The sequence below is a fragment of the Terriglobus aquaticus genome, assembly GCF_025685415.1.
Classification (GTDB): domain Bacteria; phylum Acidobacteriota; class Terriglobia; order Terriglobales; family Acidobacteriaceae; genus Terriglobus; species Terriglobus aquaticus.
On sequence record NZ_JAGSYB010000001.1, the window covers coordinates 1,139,056 to 1,157,447 of the forward strand.

The 18,392-nt window shown below is 60.1% G+C and carries 10 protein-coding genes; 4 read left to right on the forward strand and 6 right to left on the reverse strand.

The features are described from left to right. Positions 1–27 precede the first annotated feature (27 nt). From OHL12_RS04750 to OHL12_RS04765, 4 genes are all read right to left on the reverse strand, one after another. Positions 28–1,224, reverse strand: a complete 1,197-nt coding sequence (locus tag OHL12_RS04750) for a tetratricopeptide repeat protein (protein WP_263412681.1) — start codon at positions 1,222–1,224, stop codon at positions 28–30. Positions 1,225–1,312: 88 nt separating this feature from the next. Then, positions 1,313–3,625, reverse strand: a complete 2,313-nt coding sequence (locus OHL12_RS04755) for a TonB-dependent receptor domain-containing protein (RefSeq protein ID WP_451923606.1) — start codon at positions 3,623–3,625, stop codon at positions 1,313–1,315. After that, a complete protein-coding gene (locus OHL12_RS04760) occupies positions 3,558–4,808 on the reverse strand; it encodes a carboxypeptidase-like regulatory domain-containing protein (RefSeq protein ID WP_263412683.1) in 1,251 nt (416 codons plus the stop codon). Before OHL12_RS04760 ends, OHL12_RS04755 begins: the two co-directional genes overlap by 68 nt. Before the next feature lie 352 nt (positions 4,809–5,160). Next, the gene (locus OHL12_RS04765; protein ID WP_263412684.1) at positions 5,161–8,391 is read right to left on the reverse strand and encodes an alpha-mannosidase; all 3,231 of its coding nucleotides are present in this window, start codon (positions 8,389–8,391) and stop codon (positions 5,161–5,163) included. Between the two features lie 232 nt (positions 8,392–8,623). On the opposite strand from OHL12_RS04765, the gene OHL12_RS04770 reads away from it, so the two are divergent. After that, entirely contained in the window at positions 8,624–9,724 is a 1,101-nt protein-coding gene (locus tag OHL12_RS04770; RefSeq protein WP_263412685.1) for a LacI family DNA-binding transcriptional regulator, read from the forward strand. Between the two features lie 68 nt (positions 9,725–9,792). On the opposite strand, the gene OHL12_RS04775 is transcribed toward OHL12_RS04770, so the two are convergent. Together OHL12_RS04775 and OHL12_RS04780 are read right to left on the reverse strand one after the other, a co-directional pair. Then, a complete protein-coding gene (locus OHL12_RS04775) occupies positions 9,793–11,157 on the reverse strand; it encodes a sigma-54-dependent transcriptional regulator (RefSeq protein ID WP_317889801.1) in 1,365 nt (454 codons plus the stop codon). 4 nt (positions 11,158–11,161) lie between these two features. Continuing rightward, positions 11,162–12,397 (reverse strand): sensor histidine kinase, encoded by a 1,236-nt coding sequence (locus OHL12_RS04780; RefSeq protein WP_263412687.1) that lies wholly within the window; start codon positions 12,395–12,397, stop codon positions 11,162–11,164. 320 nt (positions 12,398–12,717) lie between these two features. Between OHL12_RS04780 and OHL12_RS04785 the strand changes: the two genes are divergently transcribed. The 3 genes from OHL12_RS04785 to OHL12_RS04795 are packed head-to-tail and all read left to right on the forward strand — an operon-like array spanning position 12,718 to position 18,372. Further along, the gene (locus OHL12_RS04785) at positions 12,718–14,007 is read left to right on the forward strand and encodes a TolC family protein (protein WP_263412688.1); all 1,290 of its coding nucleotides are present in this window, start codon (positions 12,718–12,720) and stop codon (positions 14,005–14,007) included. Continuing rightward, the gene (locus tag OHL12_RS04790; RefSeq protein ID WP_263412689.1) at positions 14,004–15,269 is read left to right on the forward strand and encodes an efflux RND transporter periplasmic adaptor subunit; all 1,266 of its coding nucleotides are present in this window, start codon (positions 14,004–14,006) and stop codon (positions 15,267–15,269) included. The genes OHL12_RS04785 and OHL12_RS04790 overlap by 4 nt, the downstream gene beginning before the upstream one ends. A gap of 1 nt (position 15,270) precedes the next feature. Continuing rightward, on the forward strand, positions 15,271–18,372 hold the full coding sequence (locus tag OHL12_RS04795; RefSeq protein ID WP_263412690.1) for an efflux RND transporter permease subunit: 3,102 nt from the start codon (positions 15,271–15,273) through the stop codon (positions 18,370–18,372). Positions 18,373–18,392 lie beyond the last annotated feature (20 nt).

An 18,392-nucleotide genomic window follows, 5' to 3' on the forward strand; every position in this document is an offset into this window, starting at 1 on the left:
CAGCCTGCACTGCGGAGTGAGCCCGGCCTAGCGCGCTTGGTCCTTCGCCGAGATAACATCCTTCGCCTGCTTTGCACTGGCCTCGCTCGCCTGCCGTTGCAGCCGCGCATACACCTGCAACTCCGAACGTGCTTCTTCGTTCTTCCCTAGTGCCTTGTACGCACGGGACAGCAGGAAGTGGATCGACGGTTCATCAGGCGAGGCCTGGGCCGCGGGTCGCAAGTCGTCCAGCGCCTGCTGTGCACGATCCAGCTTCAGCAGCGCATTCGCGCGATCCACCCGAGCCTGCATCAGATCCGGGCACGTTGTCACCGCAGAGTTCAGGGGCGGCAGCGCCTCTGCCGCGGGTTGGTTCGCACTTAGAATGCTGTTTCCTAGCTTCCACTGCGTGATGCAGTTGTTTGGATCGATTCGCAGTTCCGCCCGAAACTCGTTCGCGGCAGACTCGTACTTCTCCTCCAGCCAGAACGCATTCCCCAAATGGTAGTGATTGCCGGCTTGGTTCGGATCCTTCGCGAGCGCCTTGGTGTACTCCGCCAGAGCACCGTCGTAGTTCTTCATGCTCTCGTCGACTTCGCCAGCCATAATGTGCGCCACACCCGAGTCGGGATCGATCTGGTCGACCTTGGCCAGTGACTCCTCAGACAACTTCAGGTATGCCTTGCCCAGCAAATACCAGACTTGCTGGTCTTTGGGATTGCGCTGCAGATAATCACGCAGATGAGCCGTGCCCGCAGAGCTGTCACCCGTCGAGATCTCAAGTCGGCCTAGTGCGAGCTCCGCGTCATTGTTCGCCGGATCGGCTTCGAGCGCCTTGGTCAGTTCGGCTTTCGCTTCAATGGATCGGCCGAGCCGAACGTCACTCAACCCCAGCAGCGTCTGGGCAGTCGTCATCCGCGGATCGATGGCGAGCCCCTTGCGAAGCGTCTCCGCAGCGTGACTGTAATCGCCGGTGTTGTAGTACAGCATGCCCAGGTTGTTATACGCAGGCGCCAAACGTGGTGCCAACCGCAGGATCTCGGTATAACGCGCGATCGCCGTCTGAGCGTCTCCGTGCGCCTGAGCATCGTGCGCTTCCGCATACAGCTGCTGCACCTGCGGAGTAATTGCATCAGAGCCGCGCTGAGCTGACGCGCCGCTGCGCTGCGGCTGTGCCGCCAACGGGAACAGGAAGGCAACGGACACGGCGCAGAGCATGGATCGAATGAGTGTCGGGTGAGGCATGTGATTCCGTGCTGCAGGTTAGCAGAGCCTAAGTGAAGAAAGGAAGGGGCTGCTCACGCAGCCCCTTTAGCGAGTGGTCGGTGTAAGGTCAGAACGTGAACTTTCCGGTGATCTGACCTTGTCGATTGTTTGTGTTCGTGGACGGATTGAAGAGTCCGAAGCTTCCATTCGACAGGTCGGTGTTGGTGCCGCCCGCCAGATAGGTCCGGTTTAGCAAGTTGAAGTAATCCATCTTCAAGGTGAACCGGTAACGCTCGGTCAGGAAGAAGCTCTTCTCCAAACTTGCAGCCTCATTGTAGTAATTGGGGCTGCGCAACTCGGAGTAGTTTCTCTTCGCCGTACCGATGACGTACTGGCTACCCGTCGAGGTGAAGGCCGCGGGATTGAAGATTTGCGGAGCGCTGCCCTGCTTGCCGCCAATCAGGAATTTCTTCACCAGATCGTAGCTCGCCGTCTTCAGAGGCACGCTTGCATTTCGGTTCGGGCGGTTGAAGCCGTTGAGTGGACTAGAGCCATCCACAACGCCAAACGGTGTTCCCTGTTCGTAATCAAGGATCCAGCCGATCTTCCAGCCGCCGGTAAGCTGGCCGGTAACTCCCTTGTTGTTCAGGAATGGCTTGCCAGGACCAAGCGGCAGTTCATACGTGCCGCTCACTTTCAACGTGTTCGGCTCATCGGCGCCTGAGATCGACCACTCGGGCCTCTGATCGTATTTGTTGATGCCACCATTGACAAAACTGCTGAAGCCGCTGCTGGCATTATCCAGCGAACGGGACAGCGTGTAGCCCACCAGAAACGACAGGCCGTTGCTCAGGTGCTTATCTACCTCGACTTGAAGGCTCTGATAGTACGCGGTACCGAAACCCTCGAAGTTGTTCATGATGTTATTGAACTGAGGGTAGGGCCGCAGCGCTTGCGCCACCGTCGCGCTGCCGCCGAAGTCCTTGACGAAGTTGCCGTAGGGCAAGTTCACGCCGTCTAGCTGCGTTTGCCCTGGCTGGAAGACATCGGCAAGTTTGGCGCCCAGCGCCAGATACTTCGGATCGAGTTGGTCGATTGGGTTCAGGTTGCTGGGCAAGTGGATTACCCGGTTGCCAACCCACGACGCTGTCAGGAAGGTACGGAACGGCAACTGGCGCTGCACATTCACGTTCCACTGCTGGCTGTATGGGGCAAAGCCGTCGGTGGAGGTGTTCAGAGCGTTGACATTCTGCCCGTTGCCTAAGCTCGGGTTATACGGGGTGGCTTGGGGGTTCGGCAGCGGATTGCCGTCCCATTGCCCGTATGAGGAGGTGTAGCTGTTGGTCGTGCCTCTCACAAACGAGCCGACCAGCAGGTTGCCGTAGTTTACGGCGACCTTGTTGGTGCCGTACTCGTATGCGCCACCGTTCAAGAAGGCAAGCGAGAAGCCGCCCTGAACCACGGTCTTGTCATTCAGCTTGTAGGCAAAGCCAAGGCGCGGTCCAAAGTGGCCGAAGTGAGTGCCCACTCGAGATGGCTGACCGTTGTAACCGAGACGGCTGACCGCTCCGAACAACGGTTGGCCACCAAGATTGACGGCGGAAGGGTTCTGCACGTTGGCGTCGAAGTAGACAACGTTCTGATGCACTTCTGTGAATGGTACCTGGATGTCCCAACGGAGACCGAGGTTGACAGTCAGCCGTGGAGTGATTTTGATGTCGTCCTGAATGTAAGGCGAGTAATCGATATTGCGCAGTTTCAGTTCTTGCGAGTTGCTGCGCAACGCGTTGTCGGGCAGACCAAGCAGGAAGCTCGCGAACGGATTGCCGAAGGTTTTGAAATTGGCATCACCAGGATCGTGAATCGACGTCTGGTGATTGCTGAAGTTGAACTGGCCGCCGGCTGTCTGTTCTTCGTTGTCGTCCTGGAAGGAACGTCGGATCTCGCCACCGATGTTGAAGGTGTGTCGGCCCTTCGTCCAGAGCCAGTTGTTCACGAAATCGAGACCGAGCTTCCGATTGACCGATCCAGTATTTGAACCGCTCGTTCCCCAGCTTGTATAACCCTGGCCTCCGCCGAAATTGATGTTGGGAGAGATAATGCTTTGCTGCACCACCGGCGAGTTGATGCCAGTCAGATGGTTGAACTGATTATTGATTTCACCTACCCAGCCAAATCCGGCGGTCATCACCACCTTGTCTGTCAGGGAATTGCTATAGCTCAACAGGAACACGCTGCCGATATTGGGGTAGAACCGCTGGCTGCTCAGTGGATTCGGTGCCAGCACGAACGGCGAGTGATCAAAGCCCGAGTTGTTGAAGGTATTACGCCACTGCGTGTAGTGAATGCTCTGCTTGTCGTTGATCTTGTGATCAACTACGAAGCCCCAAACGTGCTGGATGTTTGGAATAGCATTCGGCGCCGCGTTTCTTATTGTTATTCAGGTTGTAGGTACCGCTTCCCGCACGATCGGGGTCCGGCAGGTACTGCAACATGCTGACTGACGCCGGGCTGAAGCGTGCTGTCGGGATGATGTTGGTGTCACAGGACGGGGTGCTGGCATATTGGGCGGCGCTCGCGCATCCAAACGGCGCCCCCGTGATGGGATCATAGATGGGGATCAATTTGCCCGTGGTCGTGTCGATCAGGTCGCCGAAGTTGCCGGCCTTCTCCTGCACGGTCGCGACCGTCGAAAGATCCTGATCCTGCAGATTCTGCTTGAACCACTCCTGGCTATAGAGGCCGAAGGTGCGATCATGCGCGTTGTACAACTTCGGGATTGAAAGCGGTCCGCCCACTGTAAAGCCGTAGTTGTTCTCGTGATCCAAAGGGGACTTACCACTGCCGCCCTGCGCCTTGCTGTTGTAAAAGCCGACAGAATCGAAGAAATTATTGCGGTTAATCTCAAAGAGATTGCCGTGGTACTGGTTCGTGCCGGACTTGGTCTGGTACGTGAGGGCGCCCTGGCCAAGACCGAACTGCGCGGAGAAGGTAGTGCGCTCCACACGTACTTCGCCGACCAGATCGTAGGGCGGGTTGTAATTGACGGTGTACCCTTCCGTCTCCGACTGCGGTACCGGGATGCCGTTGTAGATAATCTCCTGCGAGAAGTCCACGCCACCGCTTACGCGATGCGAGAAGCTGTTGCCCGTGGTTCCTGGCGAGAGGAACTGCAGGTTGTCGATCTGGCGACCGCGGCCTGATACCTCGACCGGCAGGTCGTCCGTGATTTCCGGATCGATTGTCGTTCCGATTTGCGGCTGTGTCGTGTTCAGTGTGAGTTGATTGGCCGTGACCTCGACGGTCTCAGACGCCGATCCATTTTGCAGGGAAAAATCCACCGTGCCGACTGTGCTGACCTGCACCGGAATACCGGTCTTGACGATCTTCTGGAATCCGGGAGCCGCAATTTCCACGTTGTAGTTTCCCGGAACCAGTCCGCGCACCGTGTAGGTGCCCGCGCTGCTGGTCACCAGCTTTTGCGATACGTTGGTGGCCTGATTGGTGACGGTTACGGCTGCGCCGGGAACCACCGCACCGGCGTTGTCGGTTACGGTGCCCGTTAGGCCCGCGTCGGCTTGCGCGAAGAGGCTTGGACTCGCGACAAAAAGCGTGCTGGCCACGCATGCAGAGAGAATTGGGGATGTCCAGCGTGAGCGTGGACGGAGTGGAAACGTTTGCATTTGGTCTCCAGAAAATGCTGCGAAGAGCGCTCTAAGGTGCTTCGGTGTATGGAGGTAGATCGCGACTCAGTGTCGAGGGTGTTCCCTCAGCGACTTCGGACCCGATCAAAGGCTGGCCTATGGATCGGCCAAAAACTAATGCCTTCGATGGAGGCGTGTCAACAAGTTTTCTTGTAACCAAATGCCGAAACAATGAGGCCGTCGTGCAAAGCTTTGCGCGCACAAAAGGCCGGGCGCACAGCGGTGAAGCGCCCCGCCGAACTGGCTGGACGCGCTTCACCGACGCACGCGCTTATGGGCGTTTGTAAGTAATCCGCACCGTCTGAATCTGGTACGGTTCGACCGGCACCTCAACTGCGTTGCCGGATACGTTCAATGCACCGCCTTCAGGACGCTCCATCAGATTGGCCACAGTTGCGCCCGTTGCGCCGCTTGGCAGCATTACTCGCACCATGCCGCGCTCGCCGGCCCACTCGTACATGCGAACGATCAGAGCATCGCCGTCCTCGGCCTTCTTCACTGCCGTGACGGTCACGTTCTTCGCATCCACAGCCACGAATGAATGCTCCGATTTCCAGTCACCTTCGTGCCGGTCCACCTGCATGGCGCGCAGGCCGTAGTTGAACTCGTAGCCGTGCTCCACACTACCGGCCTCCTTCCACGTTCCGGCGTGGGGAAACAATGCATAGCTGAACTGGTGGCGCTCGCGATCAGCGTCCGGATCAGGCCAAGTGGGCGAACGCAGCAGCGTGAGCCGTAACTGGTTCCCCACTGCGTCGTAGCCGTACTTGGAGTTGTTGATCAGGCTGAACCCATGCTTGCCGTCGCCCAGGTCCGCCCACCTCATTGCAGGCACTTCGAACTGCGCCTTCTCGAAGCTGTTATTGCGAGTGGTGGGCCGCTCGATAGTTCCATACGGAATCTCGTAGGTCGCAGCCGGGCCCGTTGCTGCCAGCGGAAATGCTGCCTTCAACAGCACATGGGTCTCGTGCCAATCGATGTCGTTCTTCACGACGGCATGATCCGAGTTCGCATAAAGGATGATGTCCTGCGTGATGGTCGAGTTCTGCCAATGCCGCGTCACGCGAACCACGGACCGCAGCGGTCCTGACTCGGTCATGCTCACCTGGTCGACCGTGTGCAACAGTGTCGGCGCTACATCAAACGTTCCGGGATCGACGTTCCAGGCGTCGTAATCCTTTGGCGTGTCTTTGAAGGCCTGCAGTTCGTTGCCGCATCCACCCTGCGCGATCGCGTCGTAGCCAGATTGCTTGTCGACCATCGACGTGATGCAGCCCGTCTGCGGGTCGACCACCACACGCAAGCGCGCATTCTCAAGCGTAGTCCCCTTGCTCACAAGGTCGGACCCAAACTTCGCATGTCCCTGCGTAACTTCCAGCACCTTGTAACCCAGCGACGGCACGGCGCTCACGTCCATCAGCACGGTCGCGCTGTGGGTCGCCGCGTTGCGATCCACAACTTCTGCCGGTACCGGCTTCCCTGCCGCATCCTGCACTGCGATTTCATTCACCTCGCCTGAGGGGAACTGCACCGTCGTTTCCACCAGGCCCGAGCGTTCCGCTGCCAACGGATTCATCACAACCACCGGAACGCCATTCTTCACGCGCGTGTCCATGTGCGAGGTCAGCGTCTTCAGCGATGCCTGGCTGATCTCATTCGTCGACCAGTGCACCTGGTCGTAGTCTTTCTGTGCTTCCCGGTAAATGGTGCCGATTCCGGAGCCTGCCGCCAGGTCATGGAACTGGTTGAACAGCACCAGCTTCCACGCATCGGTAAAGCGCGTCGTCGGATATGAGCTTCCGTTCAGCCAAGCCAGCGACGCATACTTCTCCGCATTCAGAACCCATTCCTCACTGTCGCGCATGTTGCGCTTGTGATCCGCCTGAGAGGTGAACACTCCGCGGTGATACTCCAGGTACAGTTCTGAGTTCCAGGTCGGAACGGTGATCTGCCCAGCCGGCGGTGCGGGCAAAGCTGTATTGCCGCTGGCCAGGGTCTTGTAGTTCCACGTCGGCGATTCCTTTGCGATCTGGTTCTCCACCTTCGTAAAGAACGGCTGTGCCGTACCGAACTCCTCGTGCGCCGCTACCCGTCCCGGCTCCATCCAGTGCAGGCCCTCATCCAACATCGTGCGCGTCGGACCGCCACCGTGGTCGCCAACCCCGTACAGATCCAGCATGGTCGTCGTGCCCGGGTCGCGCGCGACTGCCTGCTGGAAGTCTCGTGCCAATCGCACAGGATTCACATTGTCGTTCGCGTAGTCGTGTGGGAAGTAGGTCAACACCTTGCTGCCGTCCGGCGACTGCCACCAGAACAGCTTCAGCGGCAACTGGTTTGTGTCGTTCCACGTCATCTTCTGGGTTACGAAGTAGTCGATGCCGGAACGCTTGTAGATCTGCGGTAGCTGCCAGTTGTATCCAAAGGAGTCGGGATTCCAGCCGATCCGCGTCGTTCGGCCATACAGCTTCTGAAAGGTCTGCTGCCCAACCAGGATCTGCCGCACCAGCGACTCGCCGTCCGGCATGTTCAGGTCCGGCTCCAGCCACATTCCTCCCACCAGCTCCCAACGGCCCTCCTGGACGCGCTGCTTAATCTGCGCATTCAGCTCGGGATACTTATCCGCCATCCACTGGCTGTACGCCGCCGCAGACTGCGTGTAGGTGTACGTCGGGTATTCGCTCATCAACTGGGCGGCGGTACCAAAGGTACGCTTCACCACATCGACGGTCTCGGTCCACGGCCAGAGCCACGCGGCGTCAATGTGCGAGTTGCCCGTCAGGTGCAGCGTTGCCGTCTGCAGCAGCGGACGCACCGCCTCCAGCGTCGTGTGAGCGCGCTTCAGCGAAGCATCGAACGCCGCCTGGTTGTGCTGGTCCAGCGCAGACACATCAATCTGCTGAATCGCTTTCGATAGCACATCCAGGTTTGCCGGTCCTGCTCCGAGCGCTGGCAGCAGGTGTGAGGCGCTGGCCAGTTCTTGCCGCAGGTCGTCCGGATTCGGGCGATTCGGAGCGAACGTTACCTTCATCTCCACCCGATCAAAGGTCTTCTCGTCCACCGTCGGCAGCAGCTTCACCGCCACTTGGATCTTTTCTCCCGGTTTGGCAGCATGGAAGAGCTGCACCTGCTCCAGGTCGTCGCCCAGCGCAACCCGCCGGCCGTCGAAATACAAGATCTCCGGCATCGGGCCATTCGCCGACGCGCGGAAGCGGAAGCTGACGTCCGCTCCGGTCAGGTCGTACCCGTGCAGGGTCTGCGGGATCTCGATCGTTCGCCGGTACCAGACCGCGCCCTTCCCTGCCTTGCTCCCGGGCTTTGCCGTTGGCCAGGCGCTGTCATCCAGCGTGACCGCCTCGCCGTGCGGCACATCGCCCTCGTGCACCCGCCAGGGAGCGTCCGGGAGCGTGTTCAACTGCTCCAGCCGGGTCAGCTTTTCCTGCTGCGCAGCGGTCAGCGGACCGCTGGTATCGTGCGGTGCTTGGCCAAAAGTGGTGGCTGCCACAGCAAGACTGCATGCCAGCAAACGGAGGCGAGAGACAACAAGAGTCACAGGTACATCCCCTTGGCCATGATGGAATCGTTTCCACCGAGGCTTATGATTTCAGACAGGCTGCCATAGTAGCGCATCGACCACACCTTCGTCCCTGCCTTTCACATATTCCCGCTCCCGCACCACAATCTGCACAATTGCGTGAAACCGCTTGCATTCCCGCCGCGTCTCTCAGATATTCCTGATGGCCCGTGAAGTCGGGATGGTCAGTGCGTCGGATCGGAACGTGTCGATACCCTTTGACGTAGCCAAATTGGAGGATGTAGCGCGAAAGGCGGGCGTCTCAAACGCCACGGCTTCTCGTGCCCTCAGCGGCGCAGGCAAAGTCAGCGACACCGCGCGCCGGCGCATCCTGGAAGCGGCTAAGCAACTGAGTTACACCCCGAACCGCAGCGCACAGGCGCTCAAGGGTGGTCGCTCCGGCATGATCGGCATGGTCGTGCCCAATCTGTCCGACCTCTTCTTCGCCAGTTGCGTCAACGCGGTCGAGGCGGTTGCGATGCGCAACTCCTCACTCCTGGTCGTGGCAGCCACGCACGACCGCGCAGACCGCACCGTCGATGCCATGAAGCGGCTGCTCGATCACCGTGTGGACGGCCTCGTCCTTGGTTGCAGCGAGTACCTTACGCCGCTGCTCACACGCACCCTGCGAGCGCTGCCCGTTCCGGTCGTCGGCATCGACGCTCCTCTGACCAAGGCCGGCCGTCCGTCGGTGCTGATCGACAACAGCGCCGCCGCCCAACGGGCGACCGAACACCTGATCGCAAACGGCTATCAGCGCATCATCAGCGTTCAGGTAGAGCCCACGCTCTACACCATGAAAGAGCGCCAGCTCGGCTACGAACGCGCCATGCGCGACGCTGGACTGACCCCGGAAACGCGCCACGTGCCAGACGCAACAGCAGCGCAAGCATTGCTGCGCGACCATCAGGATGGCCGAACCAGGCGGGCCTTCCTGGTGGGCAATGAGCTCGGGGCACGATACATGATCGGCGCTGCCAAGCAGCTCTCCTTGAGCATGCCCAAAGATTTCGCCATGGTAAGCTTCGACGACTTCGAACTCGCCGGCTTCCTCGAGACTCCGCTCACCGTGATCAGTCAGCCAACCACCCTCATCGGCGAAGCCGCGGCCACGAAGCTGTTTCGGCATATGCTGCACGGGACGGCAGCAAACAGCGATTCGGAAGGCGAACTGGAGACCATTCTCGAGGCCAGCCTCGTCATTCGAGGCTCGTCCATCTGCCGGCCGAGCCCCCATGACTCGCGACGCTCTACCCACACGTAGGCCTCATAGCGTTGTCATCGAAGCGCCTGATCAACCGCGAGCGGCTCCATTGCACAACCTTTCACAACTCAGCTCTCTTCTTCCGGCAACGAAATCTCGTATTTCGCAAGCTTGTACGTCATATCGCTCTTGGAGAGACCGAGCCGACGCGCTGCTTCCGCTTTACGCCCGTGCGTCCGTCCTAACATCTGCACGATCGCACTCTTCTCCCAATCGGCAAGTGCCTTTCTCAAATCCATCTCTTCCGGCACCGCTGGGTTCGGCGTCGCTGCCGAGGCAGTCGGCAGGTTCACAGAAAAGATCACAGGATCGGCGGACAGGATGCACGCACGTTCCAACACGTTCCGCAGCTCACGAACGTTTCCGGGATACCGGTATTCCTGAAGTTCCTTCAAGGCTTTGGCGTGCAGCGTGCGAACAGGCATTTTCAGGTCGCTGGCGATTTGTTGCAGAAGATGCTTTGCAAGAACAGGGATATCTTCCGCTCGCTCGCGAAGGGGTGGCACCTCCACCGGCACGACAGCCAGCCGGTAATAGAGGTCCTGGCGAAAGCGCCCGGCCTCAACCTCTCGCAACAGGTTGCGGTGTGTAGCGAGCAAAACACGAACGTCTACGTCACGAGACACGGAAGAGCCCAGACGGGTGATCTTGCCTTCAGCCAGCGCGCGCAGCAGCTTTGCCTGCGCGTTTGGTGACATTTCACCGACCTCGTCCAGAAACAGGGTGCCCTGGTGTGCGGTCTCGAACAGACCGTGTCGCAGCCGGTCTGCACCGGTAAAGGCGCCCTTCTCGTGGCCGAACAGTTCGCTCTCCAGCAAGGTATCGGGCAGCGCGGCACAGTTGACCGTGACCAGTGGTTTGGTCGCACGCGCACTCAGCTTGTGGATCGCGCGGGCGACAAGCTCTTTCCCGGTTCCCGTTTCACCGGTGATAAGCACCGTGGCATCAGTCCGTCCCACGCGCCGAATCAGTTCACGGAGTGCGGCGATCCTGGTCCCGGTTCCGTAGATCTCCCCATCCCCTTCGAGTGCCTCGACCGTGTTCCGCAGCAGGAGATTTTCCCGGCGAAGCTGTGCGTGCTGTGCAGCTCGAGCTATGACTGCTCTCAGGTTGTCGGCAGCAAAGGGTTTGGTCAGGAAGTCGAAGGCGCCTTTGCGCATCGCTTCCACGGCCAGCTCCACCGTTCCAAAGGCGGTAAGCAGAACCACCGTTCCCGTGGAGCCTGCTGACCCCGGCATTTCCAACAGCCGGCTTCCCTCACCATCCGGCAGCTTCTGGTCCGTCAGGATCACATCGAAGTCCTGCTGTTCCAGAGTCTGCTGAGCCTCTCGAAGAGATTCGACCGAGTGGATCGTATGCCCATCCTGCCGCAGGTGCAGGCCGATCAAGCGACGCATGTTCGGTTCGTCTTCAATAACCAGCACTCGCGCCACCCGCTCAGCCCTCCACCGCAGATGATTTCAGTTGACCGGCAAACGCTGGCAACTTGAGTTGGAAGCACACCCTGCCCTGTTCGTTCCTTGCAAGGGTAAGAGTGCCCTCATGAGCCTCGGCGATTCTGCGCGCGATCGAAAGACCAAGCCCCGTTCCTCCGCTCTTCGCGGTAAAGAAGGGCTCGAAGATTTGCGGTACGGCATACGCCGGGATACATTCGCCTTCGTTCTCGACCGCAATACAGACCATCTCTGCCTCGCTCGCGCAACGAACTACGATTTCTCCTCCGGCCGGTGTCGCGTCTATGGCGTTCCGTACTAAATTCAGCAAAGCCTGCTGCAGCCGGTCCTGGTTGCCGAACAACAGCGGGGCATGGGTGACAACGGGCCGGATAGAAAGCTCCTTCCGGAGTGCCTGTGCCTTCGCGATCGAACACACGTAGCCGATCAATGGCTCAGCTTCCACCTCGCGGCAGGCAAAGCGATCCGGTTGCGCATAGGAGAGAAACTCGGTCGTCAGTTTCTCCAAACGCTGCGCTTCCGCCAGCGCAATGCGTGACATCTCGTCGCGGTCTTCCTCGGAGAGCGCAACAGAGCCAGCCGCCTCCATCGCGCTCGAGATGATCGCCACCGGATTTCTGATTTCATGCGCTACCGCGCTGGCCAGTCTGCCGACCGCTGCCAGCTTCTCTTCCTCGACCAGCCGGGCGCGGGTGGTCTCCAGGTCTTCCATGCGAGCGCGCAGCTCCACGTCTCGCCTTCGCAGCAGGTCTAGTAGCAGCCACACCAAGGTGCCGACGGTATACAGCAACAATGCCAGTGTCGCTGTCTCCAACAGCTCGCCTAACTGAAAAGGCGGTCGAAAGTGAGCGGCGTAGCTCACCCAAAGCAAACCGGTCAGCGAAGCCACGGTGGCAGCCATCAGCGTGATGGTGAGCGAAAAGTACAACGCCGCTTCCAGCACAGGCAGGATCAGCAGACCGAAGTAGTGCGTGTGAAACTGCCGCGTCGCGGCCGCAAGCAGGAATGGTGCCACCACTCCGAGCGTGATCGAAGCACACACCAGCATCCGAGTCCCGCTGCGAGATCGCGTCCACTCTTTGCGAGACAGCGCAAGCTCGGCCAAGCGAAGCGAGACAGCAATTGCCGCAACCAGGAACATCGTGCGAGGCGTCGCGAAATGGAAGTACGAGAAGCCCAGCTCGACCAGAACGAACACCAGAAGCGCGACCGCGTACACAGCTGCGATCGCCGTTCTCGGAAACAGGGCGCTTGGGAATCGAAACTGACTCAGGTCGTTCGTAAGCCGCTCCCCTTTCCGTGTGAAGACTGCAATCGCCTTGCCAATTTCGCCGGCCCAAACTCGGCGTCTGCCCCAGACTTGCGCCTGCCGGTGTTCGAATGATCGTATCGAACCGTACGAACTTTCGAACGACTCCTCGCCTTCTACCGTCGGCCAAGCTGGGCAATCTAGCAAAAACGGCTACATCTCGTTTCAACCTTTTGGCAAAGTGCATGCACTACGCGACTATGGTCCGCTGCGGACCTGCACCATCGGAGATGCCCATCTCGACTGAACAGACCAATACCGTTCCTGCCACGCGCTTTCCTCTACGGAGGAGGACGACGGTCCTGGCCGTCCTCGCATCGGCGCTGGCATGGTCCGCTCAGGCGCAGAGCCCTCCCACAGCTCCCACTCTGAGTCTCCACGATGCGATCGTCCGCTCACAGGCGAGCCCTCAGGCACACATCAGCCAGGATCAGGTAGACCTCACGCGTGGAGCGGTGATACAGGCCGGTCTGGCGCCGAACCCCAGACTCTATCTCCAGTCCGAGGATCTGCGTCCGTGGGCGAGCAACTTCGACTTCCCTAACTCGACGGAGGACTACGGCTACGTCGGGCAGCTCTTTGAGTTGGGCGGCAAACGCAGCCGCCGCGTCGACTTCGCGCGCGCCAACGAACGGCAGGCTGAAGCCAACCGCACGCTGGCCAACCAGCAGATTGCAGGCCGCGTCGCGGCAGCGTATTGGTCCGCTGTCGCGAACGCCGGCATCGAGCAATTGCTGGAGAGAGACCTTTCCGCCGTCGACGAGATCGCCCGCTACAACCAGGAGCGGGTGAACTCTGGAGCAGGGCGAGGTGTCGACCTGATCCGCGTACAGATCGAACGCGACAGGCTGCGGTTGGCGCTTGCTACGGCCAAACGTGAAGTGGTCCAAAGCCGGATTGAACTGTTTCGCCAGGTGGGACAAGCGCCCGACGACGCCGTCCGCTTGTCAGACAAGCTGGACTCCAGCCTCCCGGCACAAACCCAGACACTGGCAACCGTCCTGGCCACGCGCGCAGACCTGGTCGCCGCCCGAGAGGCTGTGCAAGCCGCGGAAGCCGATGTTCGGCTGCAGCGAGCCGTGGGGGTTCCCGACCTCGATCTACTCGCCGGCTACAAGCGCAATGCAGCGGACAACACGCTCTACAGCAGCCTGCAGCTGCCGCTCCCTTTTCGAAACCGGAACCAAGGTGAGATTGCCCGCGCACAGGCGTCCGTGCATCTCGCCCAGGACCGCCTCAGGCAGTTGGAACTTTCCGCTCAGGCCGACATCACTGCCGCACAGCAAGCGTTCCAGCAACAACAGGAGATCGTCCGTGACATCCTTCCCGACATGCGCGCGCGCGCAGCGCAGAACCTGGCCATCATGGACGACGCCTACCGCTCCGGTGGAGTCGATCTGCTGCGATTTCTCGACGCAGAGCGCACGGCATTCGACGTGGAAGTAAGCGCTTTGCGCACACTTGCGGAGTATCAGCAGGCTGGGCTTCGGCTGCAACTTGCCTATGGGATGCAACCATGACGCCATCGAAACGAGTTCTCGGTTTTCTTCTACTCACCTGCTGTCTCCACGGCTGCTCCAAGAAGCAGGCGGGCGATAAGCCAGGCGGTTCGTCTGGAGACGCATCACAGAGCGCCGCCACGTCCCAGGACCAGCCAGACAAGAGCGCCAAAGGCGGCGCGCAGGCGAACGACATCGTCAAGATTCCGGCGCAGGACCAGCAGCGTGCCGGCATTCAGATCGCCTCCGTCCTCGTTCAGCGCATGCCGCGCACCCTCGCCGTGGCGGGCCAGGTAGTCATGGACGAGCAGCATACGTCCCACCTCGGCACTATCGCAGATGGCCGTATCACCTCCGTCACTGTTCTTCCGGGCGCGGTGGTTCGGCGCGGTCAGGTTCTTGGAACTCTTCACAGCCACATGGTTCACGAAACGGTGGGATCCCTGGTTCAGGCCTACGCGGCAGAAAACCGGCAGCGCGGCGCCGTCGCATTCGCGAAGCAGGCGCAGGATCGCTATCACCATCTCTACTCCATCCAGGCGGCCTCCCTGGAGGAATCGCAACGTGCCGACCAGCAGTTGCAGGAGGCGCAGCAGATGCTGGTTGACGCGCAGGCAAACGTACACATGGAGCGGGAACACCTGTCGGAGTTGCTCCAGGTCTCGCCAGAGTCACTCAACCCAAACAATCTGTACGACCGTGAACTCATCCCCATCCGCTCGCCCATGGATGGCGTCGTGATCGCGCGCAACATCAGCGTCGGCCAAGTCGTTGACACCGGCTTTGTCGCCTTCGACATAACAAACCTGAGCACGGTCTGGGTGACGGCCGCGGTGAACCAGCCGGACATTGGCATGATGCATGCCGGTGCCGCAACGGATGTCGTGACCGCCGGCTTCCCCGATCAGGTGTTCCATGGTCGCGTTGGATTGGTCGGCGACACACTTTCGCCCGACACACGGACGATCCCCGTTCGCATCGTCGTTCCCAACCCTGGCACCCGCCTCAAGCCGGGCATGTTCGTCTCTGCGCACATTGCGGAACCGCAAACGCGCGACGCCGTCTTTGTTCCCCAGGACGCGCTGCAAAACATCAATGGCATGCCTGTCGTCTTCGTCACAAACGACGGCACGACGTTCCAGGCCCGTACCGTCAACGTGGGCACGCGTTCCATGGGCAAAGCGGAGATCCTGGAAGGCCTGAAGCCAGGAGACCGCATTGTGGTCAACGGCGCCTTCATGGTGAAGTCCGAGATGCTCAAGGGCACCATGGGAGACGGCTAGCATGCGCAGGCTTGTCGACTTCTTCCTGTCCAATCGCTGGCTCGTCGCCGCGCTGCTGCTCGTCCTCATCATCGGTGGCATCACCGTCATGCTGCACCTGCCGCTGGAGGCCTTCCCGGACCTCACTAACAACCAAGTCGTCGTCACGGTTCAGTGCCCGGGCATGTCGCCGGTCGAGGTCGAGCAGCTTGTTACGTATCCCATCGAGACCTCGATGATGGGCATGCCCAAGCTTCAGATGGTTCGCTCCACCTCCAAGCTCGACCTCTCCATGGTGACAGTCATCTTCGACGACTCCATGGACAAGTACCTCGTTCGGCAACTCGTCGCCGAGCGCATCAACCAGGTGCAGAGCCGCATCCCGGCAGGCCTGCAGCCGCAGATGAATCCCATGTCCACTGCGTTCGGAGAGGTGTACCAATACACCGTTGCTGCTCCGAACATGTCGCTGATGCAGATCAAGACTCTGCATGACTGGGTCATCCGCTACGCCCTGCTAACGATCCCGGGTGTGAGTGAGATCAACTCCTGGGGCGGAGAAACAAAGCAATACACGGCCGAGGTAGACCCTGAGAACCTGCGCCGCTTCAATCTCACACTGCACGATGTAGTCACGGCGGTTACCAACAACAACGCCAACTTTGGCGGCAGCTACATCGAGCACGCCGAGCAACAGTACACTGTGCGCGGTCTGGGGCGCGCTCAGAGCATCGACGACCTGGGCAACATCGTGGTCTCGACCACGAACGGCGTACCCGTGCTGCTCAAGCAGGTCGCCTCGATTCAGACCGAGCCTCTTCCCAGACACGGCGCGGTCATGCGCAACGGTCAGGGCGAGACGGTCTCCGGCATGGTCATCATCCTGCGTGGCGAGAACGGCCAGAAGATCATCAAGGAGATCAAAGCTAAGATCGCCAGCTTGAAACTGCCGAACGGTGCGAAGATCATCCCGTTCTACGACCAGTCCGACGTCATCGATGCGACCACCGCTACAGTGCGGCGCAACCTGATTGAGGCCGCCGTTCTGGTCATTGTCATTCTTCTCATCTTCCTAGGCGACTGGCGAGCCGCTCTGGTGGTCGCGTTCACCATTCCCCTCTCCTTGCTCTTCGGATTCCTCGGCATGGACCTGTTCGGGATTTCGGTCAACCTCATGAGCCTTGGCGCGATCGACTTCGGCACCATCGTCGACGGCTCGGTCGTGATGACCGAAAACTGTATGCACCGGCTGGAGAATGGCGGCGCGGGCAAGCCGTTGATCTATGTCGTTCGGGAAGCGGCGCAGGAAGTGGCTCGGCCGGTAATCTTCGGCGTTCTCATCATCATCGCCGTCTACCTGCCAGTCCTCACCTTGCAGAGCCTGGAAGGCCGCATGTTCCGCCCCATGGCAGTCACCGTGGTCTCGGCCCTGGCCGGTTCCCTTCTGCTTGCACTGTTCGTAGTTCCCACGTTGTGCACGATCGCTCTTCGACATCGCGCTCGCAAACTCGCGGAGGCCGAACAGCACAAAGCAAGTTCCAGGCCAGGCTGGTTCGATCGGTTGCGCGCTGCATACGGTCGCTCTCTCACCCGGAGTGAAGGACATCGAAAGCCGATTCTTATCGTGTCTGTCGTGTTGATTATCCTGGCGCTCGGCTCGCTCAAGTTCATCGGGACGGAGTTCATGCCGACCCTCGATGAGGGTTCCATGGTCGTCACGTCCAAACGCCTCCCCGGCATCGCTCTCTCCGAATCCGTAACCATCGGAGACCAGATCGAGAAGACCATCAAGGCCCAGCCCGGCGTCACCAGCATCGTGACCAAGCTGGGTCGGCCGGACCTGGCCACGGAAGCCATGGGCGAGTACGAATCGGACTCGTACCTCAACTTCACACCGCAGCTGCAGAACGCGAGCGCAAAAGAAAAGCAGCGGTTTACCGACGATCTTCAGCACTCCCTGGACAAGATCCCTGGAGTCACCTACGAGATCACGCAGCCCATGCAGATGCGCATGGACGAGACGATCACCGGCACCCGCGGCGATGTGGCGCTCAAGATCTTCGGCGAAGACCTCGACACGCTGGAGCAGATGGCACACAGCGCGGAAAAGATCATCTCGGGTGTTCAGGGCGCTTCGGAAACGCAGATGGAGATCATCTCCGGCGCTCAGGAGCTCCAGGTGCGCATCGACCGCCAGGAGGCCGCGCGTTACGGCGTAAATGTCTCCGACATTCAGGAAGTGATCGAGACCCTCTACGGCTCCAAACAGCTCTCCGAAATGTTGCTGGGCGAGGAGCGTTTTCCGATCGCCATTCGTCTCCCGGCAGACATCCGCAACGATCCGGAGCGTCTGCGCTCACTCCAGATCAAGACTCCTCAGGGTGAACTCGTCCGGCTCGATCAGGTGGCTGAAGTGAAGACCGTCGGTGGCCCGATCCTGATCAACCGCGAGCAGGCGCATCGCCGGGCTGTGGTCATGAGCAATGTCAGCGGCCGAGACCTTGGCAGCTTCGTCAAGGACTGCAAATCCGCGGTCGCCGCAAAGCTGCCACTGCCTCCCGGCTATCGCTTGGAGTGGGGCGGTCAGTATGAAAATCAGCAGCGAGCGCAGCAGCGCCTCCTCATCGTCTTCCCTGTGTCGCTCCTCATCATCTCCGCCCTGCTATACGCCACGTTTCAGAATGCGAAGCAGATGCTCCTTATCCTCTGCATCGTTCCGCTCGCGCTTGTAGGAGGCGTCGCAGCGCTTTGGCTTCGCGGGATCAATCTCAATCTCTCCGCGTGCGTGGGCTTCATTGCACTCTTCGGCATCGCCGTTCTCAACGGCGTAGTTATGGTGAGTCACATCAACTCCCTGCGCAAAGACGGTAAGGAGATGGAAGAAGCGGTCCACAGCGGTGCATCCGATCGGCTTCGCCCCGTCCTCATCACCGCGCTTGTCGCAAGTCTTGGCTTTGTGCCCATGGCGATCTCGACGTCACGAGGCGCCGAGATCGAACGCCCGCTTGCCACCGTTGTCATCGGCGGCCTCATTACGGCCACTGCCCTGACCCTCTACGTTCTGCCCCTGCTTTACCCCTTGTTCAGCAAGAACGCCATTGCAGAAGCGGAGTCTCACGCATAACCGTTCTCACCGGACAAGTC

Coding starts and splice junctions, on each gene's coding strand:
- OHL12_RS04790 (WP_263412689.1), top strand. CDS start 14,004: ATGACGCCATCGAAACGAGTTCTCGGTTTTCTTCTACTCACCTGCTGT.
- OHL12_RS04770 (WP_263412685.1), top strand. CDS start 8,624: ATGGCCCGTGAAGTCGGGATGGTCAGTGCGTCGGATCGGAACGTGTCG.
- OHL12_RS04750 (WP_263412681.1), bottom strand. CDS start 1,224: ATGCCTCACCCGACACTCATTCGATCCATGCTCTGCGCCGTGTCCGTT.
- OHL12_RS04785 (WP_263412688.1), top strand. CDS start 12,718: ATGCCCATCTCGACTGAACAGACCAATACCGTTCCTGCCACGCGCTTT.
- OHL12_RS04795 (WP_263412690.1), top strand. CDS start 15,271: ATGCGCAGGCTTGTCGACTTCTTCCTGTCCAATCGCTGGCTCGTCGCC.